At 52.4% G+C, this 17,938-nt stretch carries 16 protein-coding genes; 6 read left to right on the top strand and 10 right to left on the bottom strand.

Features of this window, described 5'->3' with window-relative positions:
* Nucleotides 1-4 precede the first annotated feature (4 nt).
* On the bottom strand, nucleotides 5-2,569 hold the full coding sequence (locus VN12_RS02190) for a circularly permuted type 2 ATP-grasp protein (RefSeq protein WP_168164156.1): 2,565 nt from the start codon (nucleotides 2,567-2,569) through the stop codon (nucleotides 5-7).
* A gap of 255 nt (nucleotides 2,570-2,824) precedes the next feature.
* On the opposite strand from VN12_RS02190, the gene VN12_RS25620 reads away from it, so the two are divergent.
* A complete protein-coding gene (locus VN12_RS25620) occupies nucleotides 2,825-2,980 on the top strand; it encodes a hypothetical protein (RefSeq protein WP_168164155.1) in 156 nt (51 codons plus the stop codon).
* Between the two features lie 13 nt (nucleotides 2,981-2,993).
* On the opposite strand, the gene VN12_RS02185 is transcribed toward VN12_RS25620, so the two are convergent.
* From VN12_RS02185 to VN12_RS02175, 3 genes are all read right to left on the bottom strand, one after another.
* Nucleotides 2,994-3,245, bottom strand: a complete 252-nt coding sequence (locus tag VN12_RS02185; protein ID WP_168164154.1) for a hypothetical protein — start codon at nucleotides 3,243-3,245, stop codon at nucleotides 2,994-2,996.
* Nucleotides 3,246-3,933: 688 nt separating this feature from the next.
* Nucleotides 3,934-5,040 (bottom strand): hypothetical protein, encoded by a 1,107-nt coding sequence (locus tag VN12_RS02180; RefSeq protein ID WP_146675298.1) that lies wholly within the window; start codon nucleotides 5,038-5,040, stop codon nucleotides 3,934-3,936.
* A gap of 239 nt (nucleotides 5,041-5,279) precedes the next feature.
* Nucleotides 5,280-5,891: a sigma-70 family RNA polymerase sigma factor gene (locus VN12_RS02175; protein ID WP_146675297.1), complete on the bottom strand. Its 612-nt coding sequence runs from the start codon at nucleotides 5,889-5,891 to the stop codon at nucleotides 5,280-5,282.
* Nucleotides 5,892-6,052: 161 nt separating this feature from the next.
* On the opposite strand from VN12_RS02175, the gene VN12_RS02170 reads away from it, so the two are divergent.
* The 4 genes from VN12_RS02170 to VN12_RS02155 all read left to right on the top strand — a co-directional run bounded on the left by VN12_RS02170 (nucleotide 6,053) and on the right by VN12_RS02155 (nucleotide 11,848).
* The gene (locus VN12_RS02170) at nucleotides 6,053-7,816 is read left to right on the top strand and encodes a peptide MFS transporter (RefSeq protein ID WP_146675296.1); all 1,764 of its coding nucleotides are present in this window, start codon (nucleotides 6,053-6,055) and stop codon (nucleotides 7,814-7,816) included.
* Nucleotides 7,817-7,859: 43 nt separating this feature from the next.
* The gene (locus VN12_RS02165; RefSeq protein ID WP_146675295.1) at nucleotides 7,860-10,100 is read left to right on the top strand and encodes an OPT family oligopeptide transporter; all 2,241 of its coding nucleotides are present in this window, start codon (nucleotides 7,860-7,862) and stop codon (nucleotides 10,098-10,100) included.
* Nucleotides 10,101-10,399: 299 nt separating this feature from the next.
* Entirely contained in the window at nucleotides 10,400-11,257 is an 858-nt protein-coding gene (locus tag VN12_RS02160; RefSeq protein WP_168164153.1) for a tyrosine-type recombinase/integrase, read from the top strand.
* A 78-nt stretch (nucleotides 11,258-11,335) separates the two neighbouring features.
* On the top strand, nucleotides 11,336-11,848 hold the full coding sequence (locus VN12_RS02155; RefSeq protein ID WP_146675293.1) for a hypothetical protein: 513 nt from the start codon (nucleotides 11,336-11,338) through the stop codon (nucleotides 11,846-11,848).
* Between the two features lie 91 nt (nucleotides 11,849-11,939).
* On the opposite strand, the gene VN12_RS02150 is transcribed toward VN12_RS02155, so the two are convergent.
* Together VN12_RS02150 and VN12_RS02145 are read right to left on the bottom strand one after the other, a co-directional pair.
* Nucleotides 11,940-12,464 (bottom strand): class I SAM-dependent methyltransferase, encoded by a 525-nt coding sequence (locus tag VN12_RS02150; RefSeq protein WP_146675292.1) that lies wholly within the window; start codon nucleotides 12,462-12,464, stop codon nucleotides 11,940-11,942.
* The gene (locus VN12_RS02145) at nucleotides 12,451-12,960 is read right to left on the bottom strand and encodes a hypothetical protein (protein WP_146675291.1); all 510 of its coding nucleotides are present in this window, start codon (nucleotides 12,958-12,960) and stop codon (nucleotides 12,451-12,453) included. The genes VN12_RS02150 and VN12_RS02145 overlap by 14 nt, the downstream gene beginning before the upstream one ends.
* A 919-nt stretch (nucleotides 12,961-13,879) precedes the next feature.
* On the opposite strand from VN12_RS02145, the gene VN12_RS25615 reads away from it, so the two are divergent.
* The gene (locus tag VN12_RS25615; protein ID WP_168164094.1) at nucleotides 13,880-14,155 is read left to right on the top strand and encodes a hypothetical protein; all 276 of its coding nucleotides are present in this window, start codon (nucleotides 13,880-13,882) and stop codon (nucleotides 14,153-14,155) included.
* Nucleotides 14,156-14,970: 815 nt separating this feature from the next.
* Here VN12_RS25615 and VN12_RS02135 read toward each other — a convergent pair.
* Genes VN12_RS02135 through VN12_RS02120 form a run of 4 tightly spaced genes read right to left on the bottom strand, consistent with a single transcriptional unit; the run spans nucleotide 14,971 to nucleotide 17,933 of the window.
* Nucleotides 14,971-15,336, bottom strand: a complete 366-nt coding sequence (locus tag VN12_RS02135; RefSeq protein WP_146675289.1) for a hypothetical protein — start codon at nucleotides 15,334-15,336, stop codon at nucleotides 14,971-14,973.
* The gene (locus VN12_RS02130; protein ID WP_146675288.1) at nucleotides 15,336-16,190 is read right to left on the bottom strand and encodes a hypothetical protein; all 855 of its coding nucleotides are present in this window, start codon (nucleotides 16,188-16,190) and stop codon (nucleotides 15,336-15,338) included. The genes VN12_RS02135 and VN12_RS02130 overlap by 1 nt, the downstream gene beginning before the upstream one ends.
* Nucleotides 16,187-17,617: a hypothetical protein gene (locus VN12_RS02125; RefSeq protein WP_146675287.1), complete on the bottom strand. Its 1,431-nt coding sequence runs from the start codon at nucleotides 17,615-17,617 to the stop codon at nucleotides 16,187-16,189. Before VN12_RS02125 ends, VN12_RS02130 begins: the two co-directional genes overlap by 4 nt.
* Nucleotides 17,607-17,933, bottom strand: coding sequence for a hypothetical protein (locus VN12_RS02120; RefSeq protein ID WP_146675286.1), 327 nt, complete (start codon nucleotides 17,931-17,933; stop codon nucleotides 17,607-17,609). The genes VN12_RS02125 and VN12_RS02120 overlap by 11 nt, the downstream gene beginning before the upstream one ends.
* Nucleotides 17,934-17,938 lie beyond the last annotated feature (5 nt).

Below are 17,938 nucleotides of genomic sequence, written 5' to 3'. Positions count from 1 at the left end.
GGAACTATTGATTGGCGGCATCTTCCAAATGGCGAACCGACACGGTGTGAGTTAAAAACCGTTGCGAAAGGAAATCAACGAGCTCGTTGAGACTGTTGGTGAGCTGATTCAAAAGTTCTTGCAGGTGCATGCGTTTGGGGTAGGGGCCATCGGGCGTCGAGACTTCGACGGAGAGTGAATCAGCATCGAAGAGTCGCATCATTCCACGGGCATCCATCATGGCCCTTCGCATGCGTGTGATGTCGACCTTGCTAGCGCTGGTTAGGCCTTCCAAGTTTTCGACGAGCTTTACAAACTGAAAAGCGATACTGCGAGGGTTGGACGGATCGAATAAAAGCAAGTCCAACGTGGGAGCGACTTCATAGTTCATAAGATATCGATATCGATACGTCATGGAGCTATCGCAAATCTCTAGCAGTGACTCGATAAGAGGACTGATCGGACGTCCACCGGGAACCAATAGAAGTTCCAGTAACCGAATCAGACCATACGCACGTTCAATACGCCGACCAATTTCGAGAAAGAGCCAGCCGGGGCCTCGTGTCATATTCTCCGATATCAGGCCGGCGAAGGCTGATAGGAGAGTCGTCATTTGGTTTAGGAATACGCCCGCATCTCCCAGTTTTTCCCGGCGATCCACCCAAGGCATCAAATAATCCATGTCCAACTTGCTAAGAAGTTGCCATGAATCGAAGCTTAACCGGTCGCGAATGATTTCTGCGTTCTGTCGGATTCCAAGCATGGCTCCGTGGAGTGACATGGGTCGTTCTGCTTGGTAGAGAAACTGCACGACTTCTCGTCTCATTTCTTCGACATGGCTGCTCGCGTCCGGGGGTGGGATTTCGGACAACGTCCCTTCACTGGACGAAAGAGCATAAACAACCTGCCAATGAAAACCGAGCAATTCAGGCTCGATTTCTCCAGCGAGTTGAGAAACGCATAGCCGTGCATGTCTCGCCATCCCTTCAGTCCGTTCGGTTCCACGTCCGAGCCAGAACAAGTGTTCTGCGACGCGGCTCGGGAGGTCCATCGCGCTTCGTCGTACTTCCGTGACGCTCCGATTGGATGAAAGGAGCGTGACTGGTTTCACTTTATTGGAAGTAATAACCCAGACATCCTTGCTCATCAACCCGGCGATAAGGCTTTCCGATACCTTGTCTTCTCGATCGGCGACACGAGCGATACCACCTGGCATCACATCGAAACCGGATTTTGTTGCCGATGCAAAGAGCCGAAGAACAGTGGGCCAAGCGACGACGCGGTTGCCGTGCCAAGTCGGAGCGTAGCTTGGGCGTGGAGCTTCGACGGCCACGTAGCTCCAAGGCTTCGATTGCAGCATTTCTTGGAACCGCTTTCGTTCCGTATCGCCGGCGCGATGAAAGTACCAATCGGAGCTCGAGTGTCTAACAAACGCATCTCGGAATGCAAACCGTTCGATGTCCTGCAGTACAAACTCTAAGTTTTTTGGATCACCACACCAGTGCATTGGTGTGTTTTGAAGAAGAAGTTCCTCGCCTAAGATCGTTTGGCATAACCCGGGTAAAAGTGCAGTCAATGCTGGCGATTCCGCCCAACCACTTCCCAGCTGATTGGCCACACGCACTTGTTTGTCACGGATGGCTTGACACAATCCAGCGATACCGGCTGAACTTTGCGAGTTGAGTTCCAAAGGATCGCAATCGATATCGGGGATTCGTCGGAGGATGGAATCGACGCTTACCAGGCCACCAAGTGTTTTTAGGTAGACATCGCCTCCGCGAACGGTCAAGTCGCTGGATTGGGTGAGTGTATATCCGAGATAGCGAGCCAAGTAAGCGTCTTCAAAGAATGTTTGGCTGGCGACGCCGGGGCTGAGCAGAACGTTCCGAGCCGACTTTGGTGTTTTGAAGTACTCGGGGGCATTAAGTTGTTCTCGTAGGGCGGCGAAGAAGCTGGCCAGTCGCATGACGTTCATCGACCGGAAGTCAGATTCTAGGACTCGTGAGATAGCAAGTCGGTTTTCGACGGCTAGCCCCCCTCCGCTGGGGCCTTGGGTGCGGTCAGCCAAAACCCGCCAGACGCCGTCCGGCTCGCGAACGACTTGGCATGCGTACAAGTACAGCATGCGTTCGCCAGGGGTCGCATTGCGCATCGCTCGAAGGTAGCTCTTCGTTCCGAACACAACTTCGGGCGGAATGGCTCCGCTGGCAAGTAGTTGTTGATCTCCGTAGACATCTTGCAAGATATGATCGAGCAGTCTTACACGTTGTTCGACTCCTCTTGCGAGCGTTTGCCACTGGGCCTCGGGGATGACATAGGGGATCGGATCCAATTCCCATATTCGGGAAGCGTCGGTCTTAGTCAATTGGCCTGTGGACGCAGAAGGGTTGTCCCGAAGCGAGCGTTTGATGGTTTGCCAGCGGAGATAGAGTTCTGCGCCGTTCAGCCGAGGTTCGATGCCCAGCAGAGATTGGTAGTGCTCCTGCACGAAACCACCTTGGAGCAATTCGTCGTATCGCGCGCCAGGGCAACGGTACGAAGGGAAGAGTTCGGTGATCGGGTGCGGTGCAAGTTGTATTGGATCTGGCATTCTGTCCTTTGTCGCCGAGGCAAATTCCCTTTCGGAAACCCAATCGTAATGCGGAAACCTTGCGTCGGAAAGGCATTGGCCCCCCAATTTGCGGCCCATCCCCACGCATGCCGATTGTTGAGCCCCTTGCCGTCAAAGGCGTTGCAAACCATCCGTCCCTCCGCAGGCTTGGGCAATTAACCGGCATTTATGAGAGTACGAATTCCACTTGGCGCGGAAGCTTAAGCTACGGTTCTCGAAAAGGGGATTGAGAACATGGCTAATGTCGTCAATTTTGTCGGTGGATTGTTGGAGGGATTATGGAAGGGAATCTCCTACAGTGTCGAGCATATGTCCGTAACGCAATGGGGGATTTTGGGTACCGCTTCCGTCGTCGTCGGGTTCATGCTTCTGCGCACCCAGCGTTTTTAGGAGATCAGGGCGTTCAGCATTGATCCCAGAGCCGATAACTTGCGACTGTCTGGCCCGTGCGAAAGCCGTTTGGGCAATTTCCAGAACGAGTCCAACGTCCGCACCAAGCCATGGCAACGATCGCCATTCCTACCTCACCGTGGACCATCGCGATGCGTTCCTGAGCCTGGCAAATCACCCTGCTACCTCGTCGGTCTCGAAACCCACCGGCACTCCCAGCTTGCCTCGGAACCCACCGATACTCCAGGTCTGCCTTGGTCGCCATTCCTACCTCACCGTGTACCAACCCGATACGTTTCTGAGCCTGGCAAATCACCGTGCTCCGTCGAGGGTTTCAATACCTACCGACACTCCAGACCGCCTCGGAACCCACCGATACTGCAGGTCTGCCTCGGAACATACGGATACTCTTAATCGGTATATGAATTTTTTGATTCTCTCAGATGGTCCAGTAAATGATTCTGCTCCGTCGTCGGTATTCGGAACTACGTATGAATCGGCCGGCCTCGGACACTACTGCTACCGTCCCCTAGGGCGGCCCTTTCAAACGCCACTGGATTTCCGCGAATAATCCCTACCCCTCGCCTCCTCCGTTCTGGGGACACTCTTCATTTCCTTCCAACCGCCAGGGACACTCACCTCCAACTAGGGACGCTCACCATTTTTGGGAGACACTGGGGACACTCACCAACACTGGGGACACTCACCATTTTTTGACCCAAAGACACTGGGGACACTCACCAGGGGTGCTCACCAGGGGTGGGGAGGTGGGGAGTGGCCCCCCGAAGGTGGGGGGAGAGAGGGGGTGGTTCGAGGGGAATGGGGGCCGAGGGGCGGTCAAAGACGGGTTTTTGGACCGTTTGACTCTCGAGGCGCGCAGCGGCGAACCCAGTGCCGCTCCAAGGGTCACTCTCAAAGAAGAAGATGCTCGCGGCCTGTACGGCTACAAGCTCTTAAGAAGGTCGCTGGAATCGCGGACAGTAGATCTGCCGCTGGGTGACCAGCGTTCGAGCCTCCTTCATACTGCGCACACTTCCAGCCGCCAATGAGAACATTCGACTGAAATGGGTCGTGTAGTCGATCCAACGCTCGGGATCCAATCCCAACCGCTCCAACACCGGAGGCACCTCCTCGGGTGTAAACCCTTTCTTGCCTTCCCGGATAATCCTCGCCGTCGCATCCAATAGCTGGATATAGTTCATCGATGACAACGGTACCACGCCCTTGTCACTGCAACGCTTCTTCGTCTTGCTCGGTTTGCTCCCCTGGCTTCCTCTCTCATCGATCAGCTCTATCGGGGCTAAATACGCGTCTGGTAACAGACGCTGTGGCAAGGCAGGATCTTCGCTGGGCGCTGGGAACTGCGGCGATTCCGTTTGAGTTCCCTCCGGGGGCGGTTCTGACTTGGCGAGCTCCTGCTTCAGGGCTGCGATTCGCTGGGCTACCGACGTGTACTGGGATGCCTCGAGCGTCTGGACTACCTGGGCGCGGATGGGATTCAAATCCACATAGCTCACGCAGGCCAAGATGGCTTCGTCATCGAGCAACCGCACCGCCTTGAACCGGCCATTGAAGAGACGGCCCGTCTCTTGGAGCTCCAGGTTGGCGCGCTTGGCGACTCGCTGGCAAAGGATGCGCATCCACCACGAGATATCGCTCAGCCGCAAACGGATCTCTTTCAACTTCTCGGGCTTGGTGCGGATCGCATCGAGCTCCTTTTCGTTGGGCTCCGCTGGAGTCTTGTCTTTGTTCTTCCTCTTGGGGCACATCAACATCCAGCGCCTGGCCACTTCGGTATCGTCCCACTCTTGGACAATGTCGGGGCGAGACCGCAAGACCGAGTGGAAGTGGTTGCTCATGATGGCATGACCTAGGACGTCGATGCCAAAGTACTGGGCTTGCTCCTCGATCTGCTTGGTGATCCAGAGACCGCGATGGCTGTGATCTTTGCGGGTGAGAGCATCATCGCCGAGCAAGAAGTACTTGCGAACAATGGTGGCGATGGTGTGGACCGTAGCGACTTCGTCGGGACGGTAGATATCGGCGCGGGCGCTGCGCATGATCTGAATTCCTTGGGCGAAAGGGAAAACATCGGCAAAACAAGGGACGATTCGTTCGGGTTGCCGGGCACGATCCTGTGCATAGAAGTGATTGGAGCGTCTCGAGACCCCAGATACAAGAGTGGGGAAGGGGGCGCCAAAAAGATTTTTCAGGACACCGGAAATGGGGACACTCACGAGCACTGGGGACACTCACGAGCACTGGGGACACTCACGAGGACGGGGGACACTTGTGGGGGCTAGGCGGGGTCGGACATTTCCTCTCGGAGGGTCCGCAGACCTCGTTTGAGCAAACCGGCCACCGCCATCTCCGATTTAGACATGCGATCCGAAATCTGTTTCAACGACAAACCTTCGAGATAACGCAACCGAATGGCTTGCCGTTGTGTCTCGGGGATCTTTTCCAAATGTAGCGCTAGGACAGCGGCCGCTTCATTTCTCATCACTCGCTGGCTTGGCGTGGAAGTTTCCGATGGAACTATATCGGCCATACCGAGGGAACTACCCCCCGACTCCGACGAGATTGCGATGCGTGTCTCCAAACGTGCCGACCGCTTCTGGGTGGCCAAATGCTGTTGGTGTGCGGTATGCACGTTGTTTCGAAGAATATTTCGCAGCCACGCTAGCAAGGAATCTACATTTTCGCCTCGGAAAGCACCAAAGTCGCGAGATGCCTCGAGAAACGTCGTCTGCACGACGTCAGCGAAATCCAATCGACCACGAAGTCGGTCGTCCAAATGACGCTGAGCAATGACGTTGAGATAGGGGCGAAACTGCTCTAACAGTTCCCCCTTTGCTTTCTCGTCTCCGTCACGAGCTCGATTCAACATGTCTTGTGCGCTGAACAACATAGTAGACCCATTGTAGCGAATCGCTGGGACGGCTCGAAGACAAATTCCTTTCAGCCAGTTTCACTCACCCCGATACCACATTCCGTGCTGTTTGGGTTACTATACGTCCTCTCCTCTCACGATGGGATTCGAGACGCAAGGTACTGGACGAAGGGATCGATATGTCGACGGAAGATAAGAACGAGATTTTTGGCCATCCGCCTGGATTGTTCCTCCTGTTCTTCACCGAGATGTGGGAACGATTTAGTTACTACGGAATGCGTGCCTTGCTAGTTCTTTTCTTGGTAAGCCAGGTCGCTGACGGCGGATGGGCTTGGTCGCGCCAAGATTCTCTCAACCTCTACGCACTCTACACCGGTCTCGTTTACTTGACTCCGATTCTGGGTGGGTTGATCGCTGATAAACTCCTCGGGTATCGAATGGCCGTCGTCCTCGGAGCGTTGCTGATGACACTTGGCCATGCTTCGATGGCATTGGAAACGGCTGCTACTTTCTACACAGGTCTCGGACTCCTGATTGTCGGAAACGGATTGTTCAAACCCAACATCTCGTCCATCGTCGGACAACTCTACACCGACCGCCAAGAGAAAAAGGACGGTGCTTATACGATCTTCTACATGGGGATCAATTCGGGTGCATTCCTGGGTATCCTTCTCTGCGGCTATACCGGGGAGAAGGTCGGATGGTCGTATGGCTTCGGATTGGCCGGCATCTTTATGGGACTCGGCATGATCATGTTTTACCTCGGGGCGAAACTCTTCGGTGAAATCGGCAAGCGAGCTAATGCCGCCTCAAAGATTGCACAACAAGCTGCCGAGGATACGCCGACCAATGTCGTAACAGATCGATTGATTGTTATTGGGATCCTCTCCTTCTTTACCATCTTCTTTTGGATGGCATTTGAGCAAGCGGGCGGTTCGATGACAATCTTTGCCAAAGACTACACGGCTCGCATCCTGAGTGGTGGATACGCTACCGCCTTTTTTTGGTCGAACACGGCCCTCACCGTGATTCCCCTAGCCATCGTGACGTTCGTTTTGGCAAAGTTGATTCGAGCAACCTTTCATAGAATTCCCGGTTCGAATATCAGCATCGCGATCAGTTTTGTGATCGTGTGGGGAATCGCGCTTTGGATGTTGAACAAAGAGTTCAACATGAAGGCTTATGTCGTGTCGTTTGATGTCCCTGTTGCCGCGGAAAATGCCGCGGACGGTGCAGCTCCTGCTATGAAAACGGTCGAGCGAACGATTCAGTGGGATATGCCGCTCGAAGCCGAACAGACGATCTATCTACTTGACCGGGAAGCCAAGGGTGGCGACGGAAAGCTCAAGGTCATCACCGCAGAAGAGGCTGACAAGTTCGATGGCGAGTTGATCGGAAAAGTTCTTCGCGAAAAACAAAACGAAACCGAAGTTCCCGCTTCCTGGTTCGGTATTCTCAACTCGTTCTTCATCATCACTTTCGCACCATTGCTCAGCCGCATTTGGGAAAGCCCGCTCAATCCATCTGCACCCGTAAAATTCGGTCTCGGCTTGGTCTTGCTAGGGCTCGGGTTCGGAGTGTTGGCGTTGGGGAGTATGGGGATCGAGCGCGAAGCCAAGACGGCTTCCATCAGCATGTGGTGGTTGATTTTCGCTTACTTGCTCCACACGCTTGGCGAGCTTTGCGTCTCACCGGTCGGCCTCTCCTATGTCAGCAAGTTGGCACCTGCAAAATTGGTGGGCTTGATGTTTGGTATTTGGTTCATCGCGACCGCCGTTGCTAACTATCTGGCTGGGTGGACCGGGGGCTACATCGATCCAATCTCGGAAAAGTACGGTTTAACGGTCTTCTTTTTGATCTACACACTTATCCCCATATTGTCGGGGCTGATCATCTGGGGATTGACTCCGAAGATCAAGAAGATGATGCACGGTATCGACTGATCGGTTTTGGGATCCACTTCCAGAGTACTCCGGCGATTTCACTATGAGCAATGCGAACGAGAAGCCGTTCAAACCCTTCATTGGTGACGAAGAGCAAATCCCCGAATTGACTTGGTTCCCGGTTATCATGGGAGCGTTGCTCGGGATTGTGTTCGGTGCTTCGTCGATGTACTTGGTGCTCAAGGTCGGATTGACTGTATCGGCCTCGATCCCGGTAGCTGTCCTTTCGATCACGTTGTTCCGCGGCCTATCCAAGTGGACCGGGCTTCGTCCTGCGACCATCTTGGAGAATAACATCGTTCAAACGACGGGATCTGCGGGTGAATCGCTCGCCTTTGCCGTCGGTTTGATCATGCCTGCTTTGCTTCTGCTCGGATTCGATATCGACGCGATCCGTGTGATGACGGTGAGCGTCTTCGGCGGCCTGCTTGGGATTCTTATGATGATCCCGCTTCGTCAAGCATTTATCGTTAAGCAGCACGGTACGCTTACTTTTCCTGAGGGGAAAGCCTGCGCTGAAGTTCTCTTAGCCGGCGAAAAAGGTGGTGCCACCGCCTCGATGGTCTTTTCTGGATTCGGGCTGGGATTCCTGTACCAGATCGGCATGCAAGCGCTTCATCTTTGGCGCGACGTCGCCAGCGTTGCACTGCATAGTGTCGATGCTGCTGGGAAAGCTGTGGGACTTAAAGGTGCAACGCTGAGCATGGAGTTGTCCCCCTCTCTTCTGGGGGTCGGATACATCATCGGACCGAAGATTGCCAACATCATGGTGGCAGGCGGCGTTTTGGCTTACCTCGTGATCAGTCCTCTCATCGTCTTCTTCGGCAGCGGTCTTGAACAACCCCTTGCGCCGGGGACCATCCCGATCAGTCAAATGAAGGATGGTGATGTTCGAAACGCGTACATCCTCTATATCGGGGCAGGCGCAGTCGCTGCGGGGGGGATCATCAGTATGATGAAGGCATTGCCGGTGATCTTCGGCGCCATCATCACCAGTTTCCGCGATCTTACTTCATCCCAAGGTGCGAATTCGGCTGGAACCCGTCGAACGGATCGAGATCTTCCGTTGCCAATGGTTTTACTGGGTAGCCTGCTCTTGGTTATAGGTTTGATGGCCATCCCGCAATTGGGGCTGGGTTTCGGATTCACGGGTATCGCCGGCGCGTTCATGATCGTTGTTTTCAGTTTCTTATTCGTCACCGTTTCGTCGAGATTGACTGGTGAGATCGGTTCGTCTTCCAATCCTATTTCAGGAATGACGGTCGCCACGCTGCTCTTAACGTGCTTGATCTTGCTCGTGATGGATTCAGCGGGGCTCGCATCGGTCAACAAAGAAATCAAGCTTACCGCGCTGACCATTGCAGGAGTGGTTTGCGTCGCGGCTTCGAACGGCGGAAGCACTGCGCAAGCACTGAAGGTGGGGCATTTGCTCGGTGCAACGCCTCGTTCTCAGCAAATTGGTATTTTGGTTGGCGCTCTCACATCCGCGATGGTCGTCGGATTGGTTCTCATCGCCATGAACGAAGCGAATTCCACCTATAGCAAGAAGTCGGTGGAGCGTTTTTCGGAAGTGCGAATCGATACCGCGCGGCTTGCAAAAGATCGCGTTCGTTCTGGTTCCTATGCGGACGATGTCAACGAGTACTACGTTTTGAACGTTGGGCGTGCCGAGGTGGATAAGCCGCTTCCACCGGGCCGGTACTTGATCGATGAAAGCGGGCGCCCCGTCTACCTAGTCGATCCAGCCATCAATGGCGCGTTGGAGGAAACGGACGCGGGGGACAGGACTAGTAAATTCGAGGCGCCCAAGACGGTCCTCATGCAGCTTATCATCGATGGGATTCTGGATCGTCGTCTCCCCTGGGGCTTGGTCATGATCGGTGTACTGATCGCGGTGACACTGGAGCTCAGCGGTGTACCTAGCCTCCCGTTCGCTGTTGGCGTTTATCTTCCGCTCGAAGCTTCGACGCCGATCTTTGTAGGAGGACTGGTCCGGCTGGCGGTGGATCGCTGGCAAGGCAATCGAGCAGGCTCGGAAGACGACTCGGGCCCGGCTGTCCTGTTAAGCTCCGGCTATATCGCCGGTGGAGCTATCGCGGCCGTGTTGATTTCGTTTCTGAATTTCTACGAAGGCTTTCTGAATGCGATCAACTTGCAAGCACGCGTTCCGGACGGTCCTTTGCCTGCTTTGGTGGCCTTTTGTATTCTCGTGGTCATCCTCTTGGCGGTCGGTGCCAAGAAACGTTCGCCAAGTTCTGGGGCGGCGGCTGAAGCACCCAAGTAAGGGATAAAGTTGCTCGGTGCAGCGCTGGCGCGGCACCGGTGCGTCCCAGGCGGCGGGTGCCTTGCGTCCACTTCGACATCCCAACGAAGTGCGATCAAGAATCGCCGCGGGCAAAAAAAAAGCCCTGGGAATATTCCCAAGGCTTTCTTTGTAAGCGAGGTCGACGGGTCTCGAACCCGCAACCTCCGGATCGACAGTCGGGAATTTCTTACATGCGGCAAATTGCAGGCTAAAGTGTTGCAGCCGCCCGAATATGGGCGGCCGCACATACTCACTTGCAGAAAGTTTTTCAAATGCTCTTGGCAACTGTAGTTGACCAAGTTGCGATGGAGTGTGACTTGGCTTTGGTCACCGTCAAACAGTACGAACTTGCCGTTAAACGCTTTTCGGAATTCTTGGGAAAGCAAGCGACGAAAGACGATTTGACAACCGAAAACCTAAACGGATTCGTCTGCTCATTACAAAAGTTCCTGACTGGGACGACGGCAAGAAACTACCGCGTAAGCATCACTAGATTGTGGAACCACCTTACCGAATTTTACGGTCTTGAGCCTTATAACGTCCGCCGCCTCCGACGCCCGAAAATCGAGGAAAAACCAGTCTACGCTTGGTCAGCTCAACAGGTCCAGCAACTCATGCAGGGCTGTGAAAACCTGATCGGCATCATGCGATGCGGCGCAAGAGAGTACGAATTCATGAAAGCGTGGTTGCTGCTTGGCTACGATACTGGGCTCCGGCCGATCGACCTGCGAGGAATCGAATGGGACGATCTCGATTTCGAATCTCGACGATTCGCCATAGTCCAGCACAAAACCGGAATTGCCCACCACGGAATGATGCGGCCGCAAACCATAGTTGCACTGGAAATTCTTCAGCAAAGATTACCAAACTCTACCAAGGTCTTCCCGTTGTCCAAGGGAGGCGTAAGACGCTTGGAACTGGCTCTCTACAAAGAGGCAGCCACCTTTGGATTCAAGAGGCGAAGAGGCCAAGGGATCGGAACGCTTCGGAAAACGCACGCAACAGGCGTTTACACGCTTGCAGGCGAACACGCGGCCGCAGAGTCCCTTGGGCACGTAGGAGGCGTCAGGACGGCTCGTAAGAGCTATATCGACCATCGTGCAGTCCAGAAAGGGAGACTCCCTCCGGAGTTTTAAATTGGTGCGCCCTGTTGCGGCGCGCACTCAGCCAAACTAGGATTCGAGAAACTACCCGAATCCTAGGAGTGAAGAAGAGTGAACAAAGATCAGTACTACGGAAACGCCGCATGGATCTTGGTTAGCGGACTAGTTTGCTTGTGTCTTACCGTTGTGGCAATTTATCTAGTAGCACAACGAAAGACGACTCAAATCGACCAGCCAATGCCCGCCTTTTTCGAACACAAGTTTGGAGAAAAGCTAGACACGTCCGGAATGAAAGAATGGCTTGGCGGAAAGGATCCGGTATACGAAGAGGCTGTAAAAAACGAGTCGTACTCTGGATCTGCAAAGTACTTCACCGTCGGGGGGGTTTTGTACAGTGCGGAACTTACCGTTGATTCTCCGTATTACGTCGACTTGTCTACTCCATTACGAGAAAAGTTTGGATACCCAACAAAGTACGAAGACAAAACCAAGACGTGGCAATTCACTGATGGTAGCGTAGATCTGAAAGACAATGTGTTGACGTATCGATCCGACTGCATGAACAAGTATTTCTCAGAACAGTTCAAGCAGCAAACGGACAAAACAAAAAACGTTCTGCCATGAAGCCCCTCGATCGCTTCCTGTTCGCTTTCGCTATCTTGCTAATCGGCGGCGCAGTCGCACTAGTCGCCGCCGCTATCGAGCAGATGAAACGCTAGGTACTCAAGACAGCGTGATAGTAACCCTTCCACATGAAGGACTTCGAAAGACCGTAGTTCGTTAAAAACAGATCTAGCGTCCTGCGTGTGTGGTTATAGTGCGTACCTGGATCCGTCCGGCTCTGATTTGTCCAGTACGTAACAAGCACCTTTGGTGCATACTGAATGAGATTTGCAAAGACTGATTGCGTCTTTGGTACCCAAAGTTCTGGCAGGTGCAAGTGATGAACGCCACGACAGAACACCCAATCGAATGCATTGTTCCAATCTGGATTGTGCTTCTCTAGGTTCCAAGGAACACCACCTGCAAGCCTTGCACCGACTGTGCTGACGTCCGTCGCCGTAACATTGCACCCTGATTTTCTAAGAAGATTTGACCAAAAGCCATCGCCGCACGGCGCATCTAAAACGCGACCGCTGACGCCTATTTTCTTTATCGCAATCTCTTTGATGTAACGCATGCTTGGTTTCGTTTTGTACCGAAAGCCACCGCGTGCGTAAAAGTCGTCATAGTGCCCCATAAACCTGTTCCCAAAGCGGTCGTTCAAAATCAGCACATCGCCAGCAGTTTCTACGCCCACCATTTCCTCCGTGTGATATTGTCGAGTGCTCTGCTATGTGCTGGACTGGAGAAGGATCGACGAAGTACATAGCCAGCCCAATCTTGTTGATGATCATCCCGATAGCAGTGTCGGAGTTTGCGATCAGATGCGGGTTTTCTTTTCGGTTTTGGTAGACGGCAGGATTCCCCGATTTTGGTTTTGCTCCAATCCATGTGTTGGCCCTTGGATGACTGACCACTTGCGACAACGTGGTCCTTGTCCAAAGCAAAGCGCAAGCACCCCAAAGCGATCGAGTCCGTATCCGGTTGACGCCTGTCGTCTTTTCCTGTCCCTTGATGATGGAGTAATGTTTCGGAGTGTAGAAAGAAACGAATGCGGCGTTCGATGGAAACTCCAACCGGTCAATAAAGCTACCGCTGTCTGGATGGAATAGCGAGTCGTCTTGAACTGTCATGATGTAATCAAAGCTTGTGTTGAGTAGCATGTACTTTGCGGAATTCAGCCAGTTATGCCAAACGCCTAGACGCTTTTCGTTTTGTACAGTGCAGTAGTCTGTTCGCGTGGATCCAGGCTCTGCAAACACGACAGGATCCAATCCGCACGATGCGATTGACGCCAAGCAGTACTCTAGGGTGCAATCTGTGCGTGGTGCTGTCGTTACCGCCACCCCTACGTTTTTACGCAGCATCCGTTTCGCCTTTCTTCGTTGATCGCCGACTGCACGACGAGCTTGACAGCCGCCTTGAAAAATGGAATGCCTCGCTTATTAGCAGAATGCTTCAGCCAGACAAGAATCGTTTCCATATTTCTCTCGCACCCTTCAGGGCCCCACTCGTTCATTTTTGAAACTCGATACCTGCATATCTTGCACGGATCGTCAGTTCGATGAAACCAAGAAAGTTTTCTAGCTAGAACGGATCCAACTCCACATGACTTAACAACGCCTACCGTGAAGACCTCTTTCGGGCAGTTTGATTTCGCAATATCAAGAAGATGACGATGCGAAACTTGATCGAATAGGTTATTGTTTCGCAGTGCAGCGATCGCGACCGAAACAGTAACCTCGTTTATCGTCATGGCGTTTTGGATATTTTTGCAATGGTCGCAAGCCTCCTTTGTGACCGCAACCAAGGATACTGGCATGCAAGCCAGATCAGAGGCGATTGCACAGGATCCGTTATTGAGATATTCGCATTCCATAGATTTCCTACGTGCAATTAGTTGCTATCAACGTCCAGGAAGCCGTTCCATCATTCCATTGCCAAGAACAATCGCAAGTATAGAACGGTTCATCGCTTGCGCAAAGCTGACCAACAATCTGACCGTCGAATGCACCATTAAATCCAGGAGGAGTCACACAGCACCCAATAAAGATGGGGGTAGAGGAACTACTACTAGAACTGCTGGATGAAGACGAACTAGATGAACTACTAGAAGACGAAGAAGAGCTTGAGGAAGATGACGAAGAGCTAGACGAACTAGATGAACTCGAACTACTAGAGCTAGAGCTAGAGCTTGAACTGGAACTTGACGAAGAAGAACTTCCTATAAGACAACAGCAAGGCATTCCAGCCATTGATTACGGACAGCTTGTGCCATCCCCTCCATACGATCCATTCAGGAAATCGCAAATAGCCTCTGTTGTTTGATAACACACAAGCCCTGTTGATTCATCGTAAACCTGACAGGATCCAATAGGCTCATCCGGTGGAATATCAGTCTGGTCACATCGAGCCTGTATGACGTAATGCCGTCCATATCTAGTCCGTATAGACAAGCCTTCGTTCCACGGTCCAAGTATGTCAAAGAATATTCCAAGCGGGTCCTCGACTATTCCTCCACTGGCTGGAATAGATGGTTCGCTAAGGTTCGTGAAGGTAGCAAGTGCACTGCCACCAACCCAACTAGATCGCATTATGAAACGTTCTAGCGTATCTCCAAGGCTCGATGTTCCTCGTTCGTCAACTATAATCCGAACGCAATTCGTTGCAATCAAGTCATCGCCTGCCATCGTGAACGGACCGTCGACGCCAGTGGAGATAGTAAAAAAACCGGGTATAGGTTTCCATCTCGTGCCAGCAGTTGCAGTTCCTGTTTGCTTTATAGCTCGAACTATCCGACTTGGTTGCGCAACTCCTATAGACCCCGCTGGTATTACTTCGTGCGACGCAAAAACGAACCCGCCAGATGCGCCAGTTGTGTCAGATGGAACATCCACGTCGAGAATATTCCTGTCGCCAAGTTCATGAGTTGCGACTATCTGCAAACAACCGTATCGGGGTATTTCGACACCAGAAACGTTGCGGACAAGCAGTTCGTCTTGTGGTGCTGTTGGTAATCGTCCGTAAATGGAGTCAACTCGACCGCTTGTCAACATTCCGGAATTGCGTATTTCCCAAAAAGTACGCAGCATTTCCTCGGCTATTTGTGTAGGTATAAGCGCGTACTCTTTATCAACCATTTGTTAGCTCTCGAATGCGTAAACAAGCATTTTGCACGCTGCCGTGTTAGCGATCATATACAGAGTCGTTCCTGGCTCCAATCGAAATGGTCCAGCCGTTTCTCCTGCCCTAATTCGACCACCGTAAACGCCAGTTGAGAACCCCCAACGAACGTAGTTTGCTGAGTCTAGGTTCTTCATCCAAAACCATCCAACAGTCGACAACTCCGACAAAGCAATCGATTCTTCAGTCGTGCCGAGGGTGACATACCCAGGAGTGGGACCTCCTGTTCCAGTCATGTCGTCTTGGTATGCAACAGCAGGAACAGAAAAGTACAAGTTTCCCTTCAATACACTGATGCCGCTTAGAATTGTGATTTCGTCCGCCATTACAAAAGCCCCAATGCTGAATAGGGAAGTGACTGGTATCGCTTGAACTCTAAAAAGTGTGCGTTAGCTGGGTTTGTTTCGAGTGTTCCGTCAGACTTCAAAAGCACTGGAGTAGTGACAGGAACCTGGAACTTGTCAACAGCTCGCACGATGTCGCTGCCGATCTTGACTCGAAACCCTTCGTGCCTTGTGCGGTAGTACCAAGCCTTGTCTGGAGTCGTGTTGTACGGAAAGCGAAACTGAATTCTAGCGTTGACCTTCCAATAGATGAAACTCGTGGAAGATTGCTGGAACGTAGCAGAGAAACCGACAAGCCTTGCGGTTCCAGGTGGATACCCTGCAAACGTGTCGCTGTTCACGCTGTGGCGATATTGATGCGTCAACCAAGGGCTGAATGCAGCATAGTTTCTGCTCACAGATAGAGTCTGGTCGGCGATCTCCATCGTAGCGCCTTTTATCGGTTCACCGTTCGCAGTGACAATAGGATTCCCGTCCCAGTCTACGTCGATGGGTTCATTGCTTACCGTATCCCCCCATTCGATTTCTGGTAGTTGATTCACTGGACTATCCGCAACTCCAAATTGTCCTGCCTCACCTTCCCACTGTGCAACAACAATGTGCATCAATGGACCGACTTTGGTTGCGTCTACATCTCTACAAGTTGCGAATGTCCCCGGGTAAAAGCTACCTTTGGTTGGTATTCCTGTAGCGTTCAGCACCTCCAGGATTGTTGTGTCGTATGTGTGGACGACTTGGTATCCCTCGGTGAAGCTGGTGTTTGTATCAAGTCCGTTCGTCGTTGACGCACTACCACCTGAACGACTCCACATTTGCGTCACGCTAAGCACACTCATTGCGAAACCTCCCGAAAGCGAATGTCTTGCGTTTTGGATGGTCTTGGTGCACGAGCCTCTCTGGCCTCACGTTCAGCAGTTAGTCGTGCGATAAACGCTAGGTGCATCTCTGCTGCCTTTGTTGAGTTCGCCACTTGCTGCTGGAGGTCTCCATCGCCTCTCGTAATCAATCGCATTTCGGTTGTTTGCAAAGGACCTGTCGGAGAGTTCAATCGCTCGCGGTTGCGTTTCTCCTCTTCCATCCGATCCAATTCGGCTTCGCGTGCGGCTAGGCGTTTTGCGTTCCATTCAGAGATACCTTTCTGTTGCAGGTTGAAGACCTTAGCGGCTTCTGTTCCTTTCGTAATTGCAACAAACCGCTCCTGCAACGCTGCGTTTTCAGACGCTAGCAAGTCTATGACTTTCTTTCTGTTCGACTTCTCCCTCTCTTCGTCTTGTCTCTTTTGCTCTATCGCTTTGCGTGCTGCCTCCTGCCGTTTCTTTTCGGCTTCTGCTTCTTTCATCAACGCAACTGCACGTTTAGCAAGATCGTTCGTTAAACCAGCGTACTCTGCGCGAAGTTCGAAAACTGTGTCACCCTGCGCGGCTAGGATGTTATTCTCTCTTTGCAACGACTCGATAAAAGCGAGATCTGACTTGTTCTTTTGAGCTTCTGCCAACAACTCTTGTGCCTTGGCATTTTCGACTATCTTCCCTCGTCTCGCCTCAAGTTCCATGAATTGCTTGCGGTACGAATCAGACAGTTCGCCATTCAGTTTTATTTGTTCTTCAAGTGCGTTTCGCTCTTTTTCCACTGCCAGTTCAAAACCAAGACCTCCAATCCACATTTCGTCTTGCGTGGCGGTAAGTGCGTTGCGCTGCTTCTGCATGTCCGCAGTGTTTCTATTCGTCTGCAACTGCTGCTTCTTCAGCGACTCAATAAGGATGTCGATTGATTCGATTTGTGATTCTGTATCACCTAGTTTTTCGATGTCAGAAACTTGCTCCCCGAACCGCACTTGTGATAGAGAAATAAGCTCTTGGTTCAGACGCCTGGAATTCGCAATCGCGTCTTCCAGTTCCTTATTCCATCGATCGGTCTCGAACCACCAATCCCCAATGGTCTTGCCAAGGTTGAACGAAAGAACGCCAACGAGACCTACCAAGCCAGCTTTGAAAGCCAGAGCACCCGCGCCGCCTAGTTTCGATACCTCAGCGAATTGGCTAACCTTCTCGGTGAGTCCAGCGAATTGACCAGCGAACGAGGCGAACTGAGTGCCGCCGAGCTGGTTGGCAAGCTGCCCGATAAACTCGGTGGACGCCTTTGCCTTGCCTCCTACATCCTTAATGTTTTTGACATTGGCTTCGATAGCCTTAGATGTAGCAGCAATTTTGGCGCTCGCCTGGTCTTCGGCTTCAATCAGAATCTTGACCGATTCACTCGCCATAATCTTCCGCCTTCAGTTCTGCTTCGTCGCTTCTGAGTATCGCCATCGCATCTAGAAACCAAGCCGATTGGTCTAGTGCCCCTCCTGCTACCGGAGGCATCCCTTTGTCAAACAAGTCCGCCAGCTTGACCACGAATGCAATGTCTCCACATTGCTGGTTCGGGCATCCATCGATTCGCAAGTACCCTTCGTTGCATTGGTCACATCCTTGACCGTTGCAGGTTGGGCACTCGATTTCGATTGGCTCCTCCGCTGTACCTTTGTCTTTACATTGCTTGACCGTGCAGTGTCGGCAGAGTTTCCCCTGCCTAATCATTGCTG

The organism is Pirellula sp. SH-Sr6A, assembly GCF_001610875.1.
Lineage (GTDB): Bacteria > Planctomycetota > Planctomycetia > Pirellulales > Pirellulaceae > JBKCUI01.
Note: the sequence above shows the minus strand (reverse complement) of the source record. Positions and strands in the feature narration are given on the sequence as shown.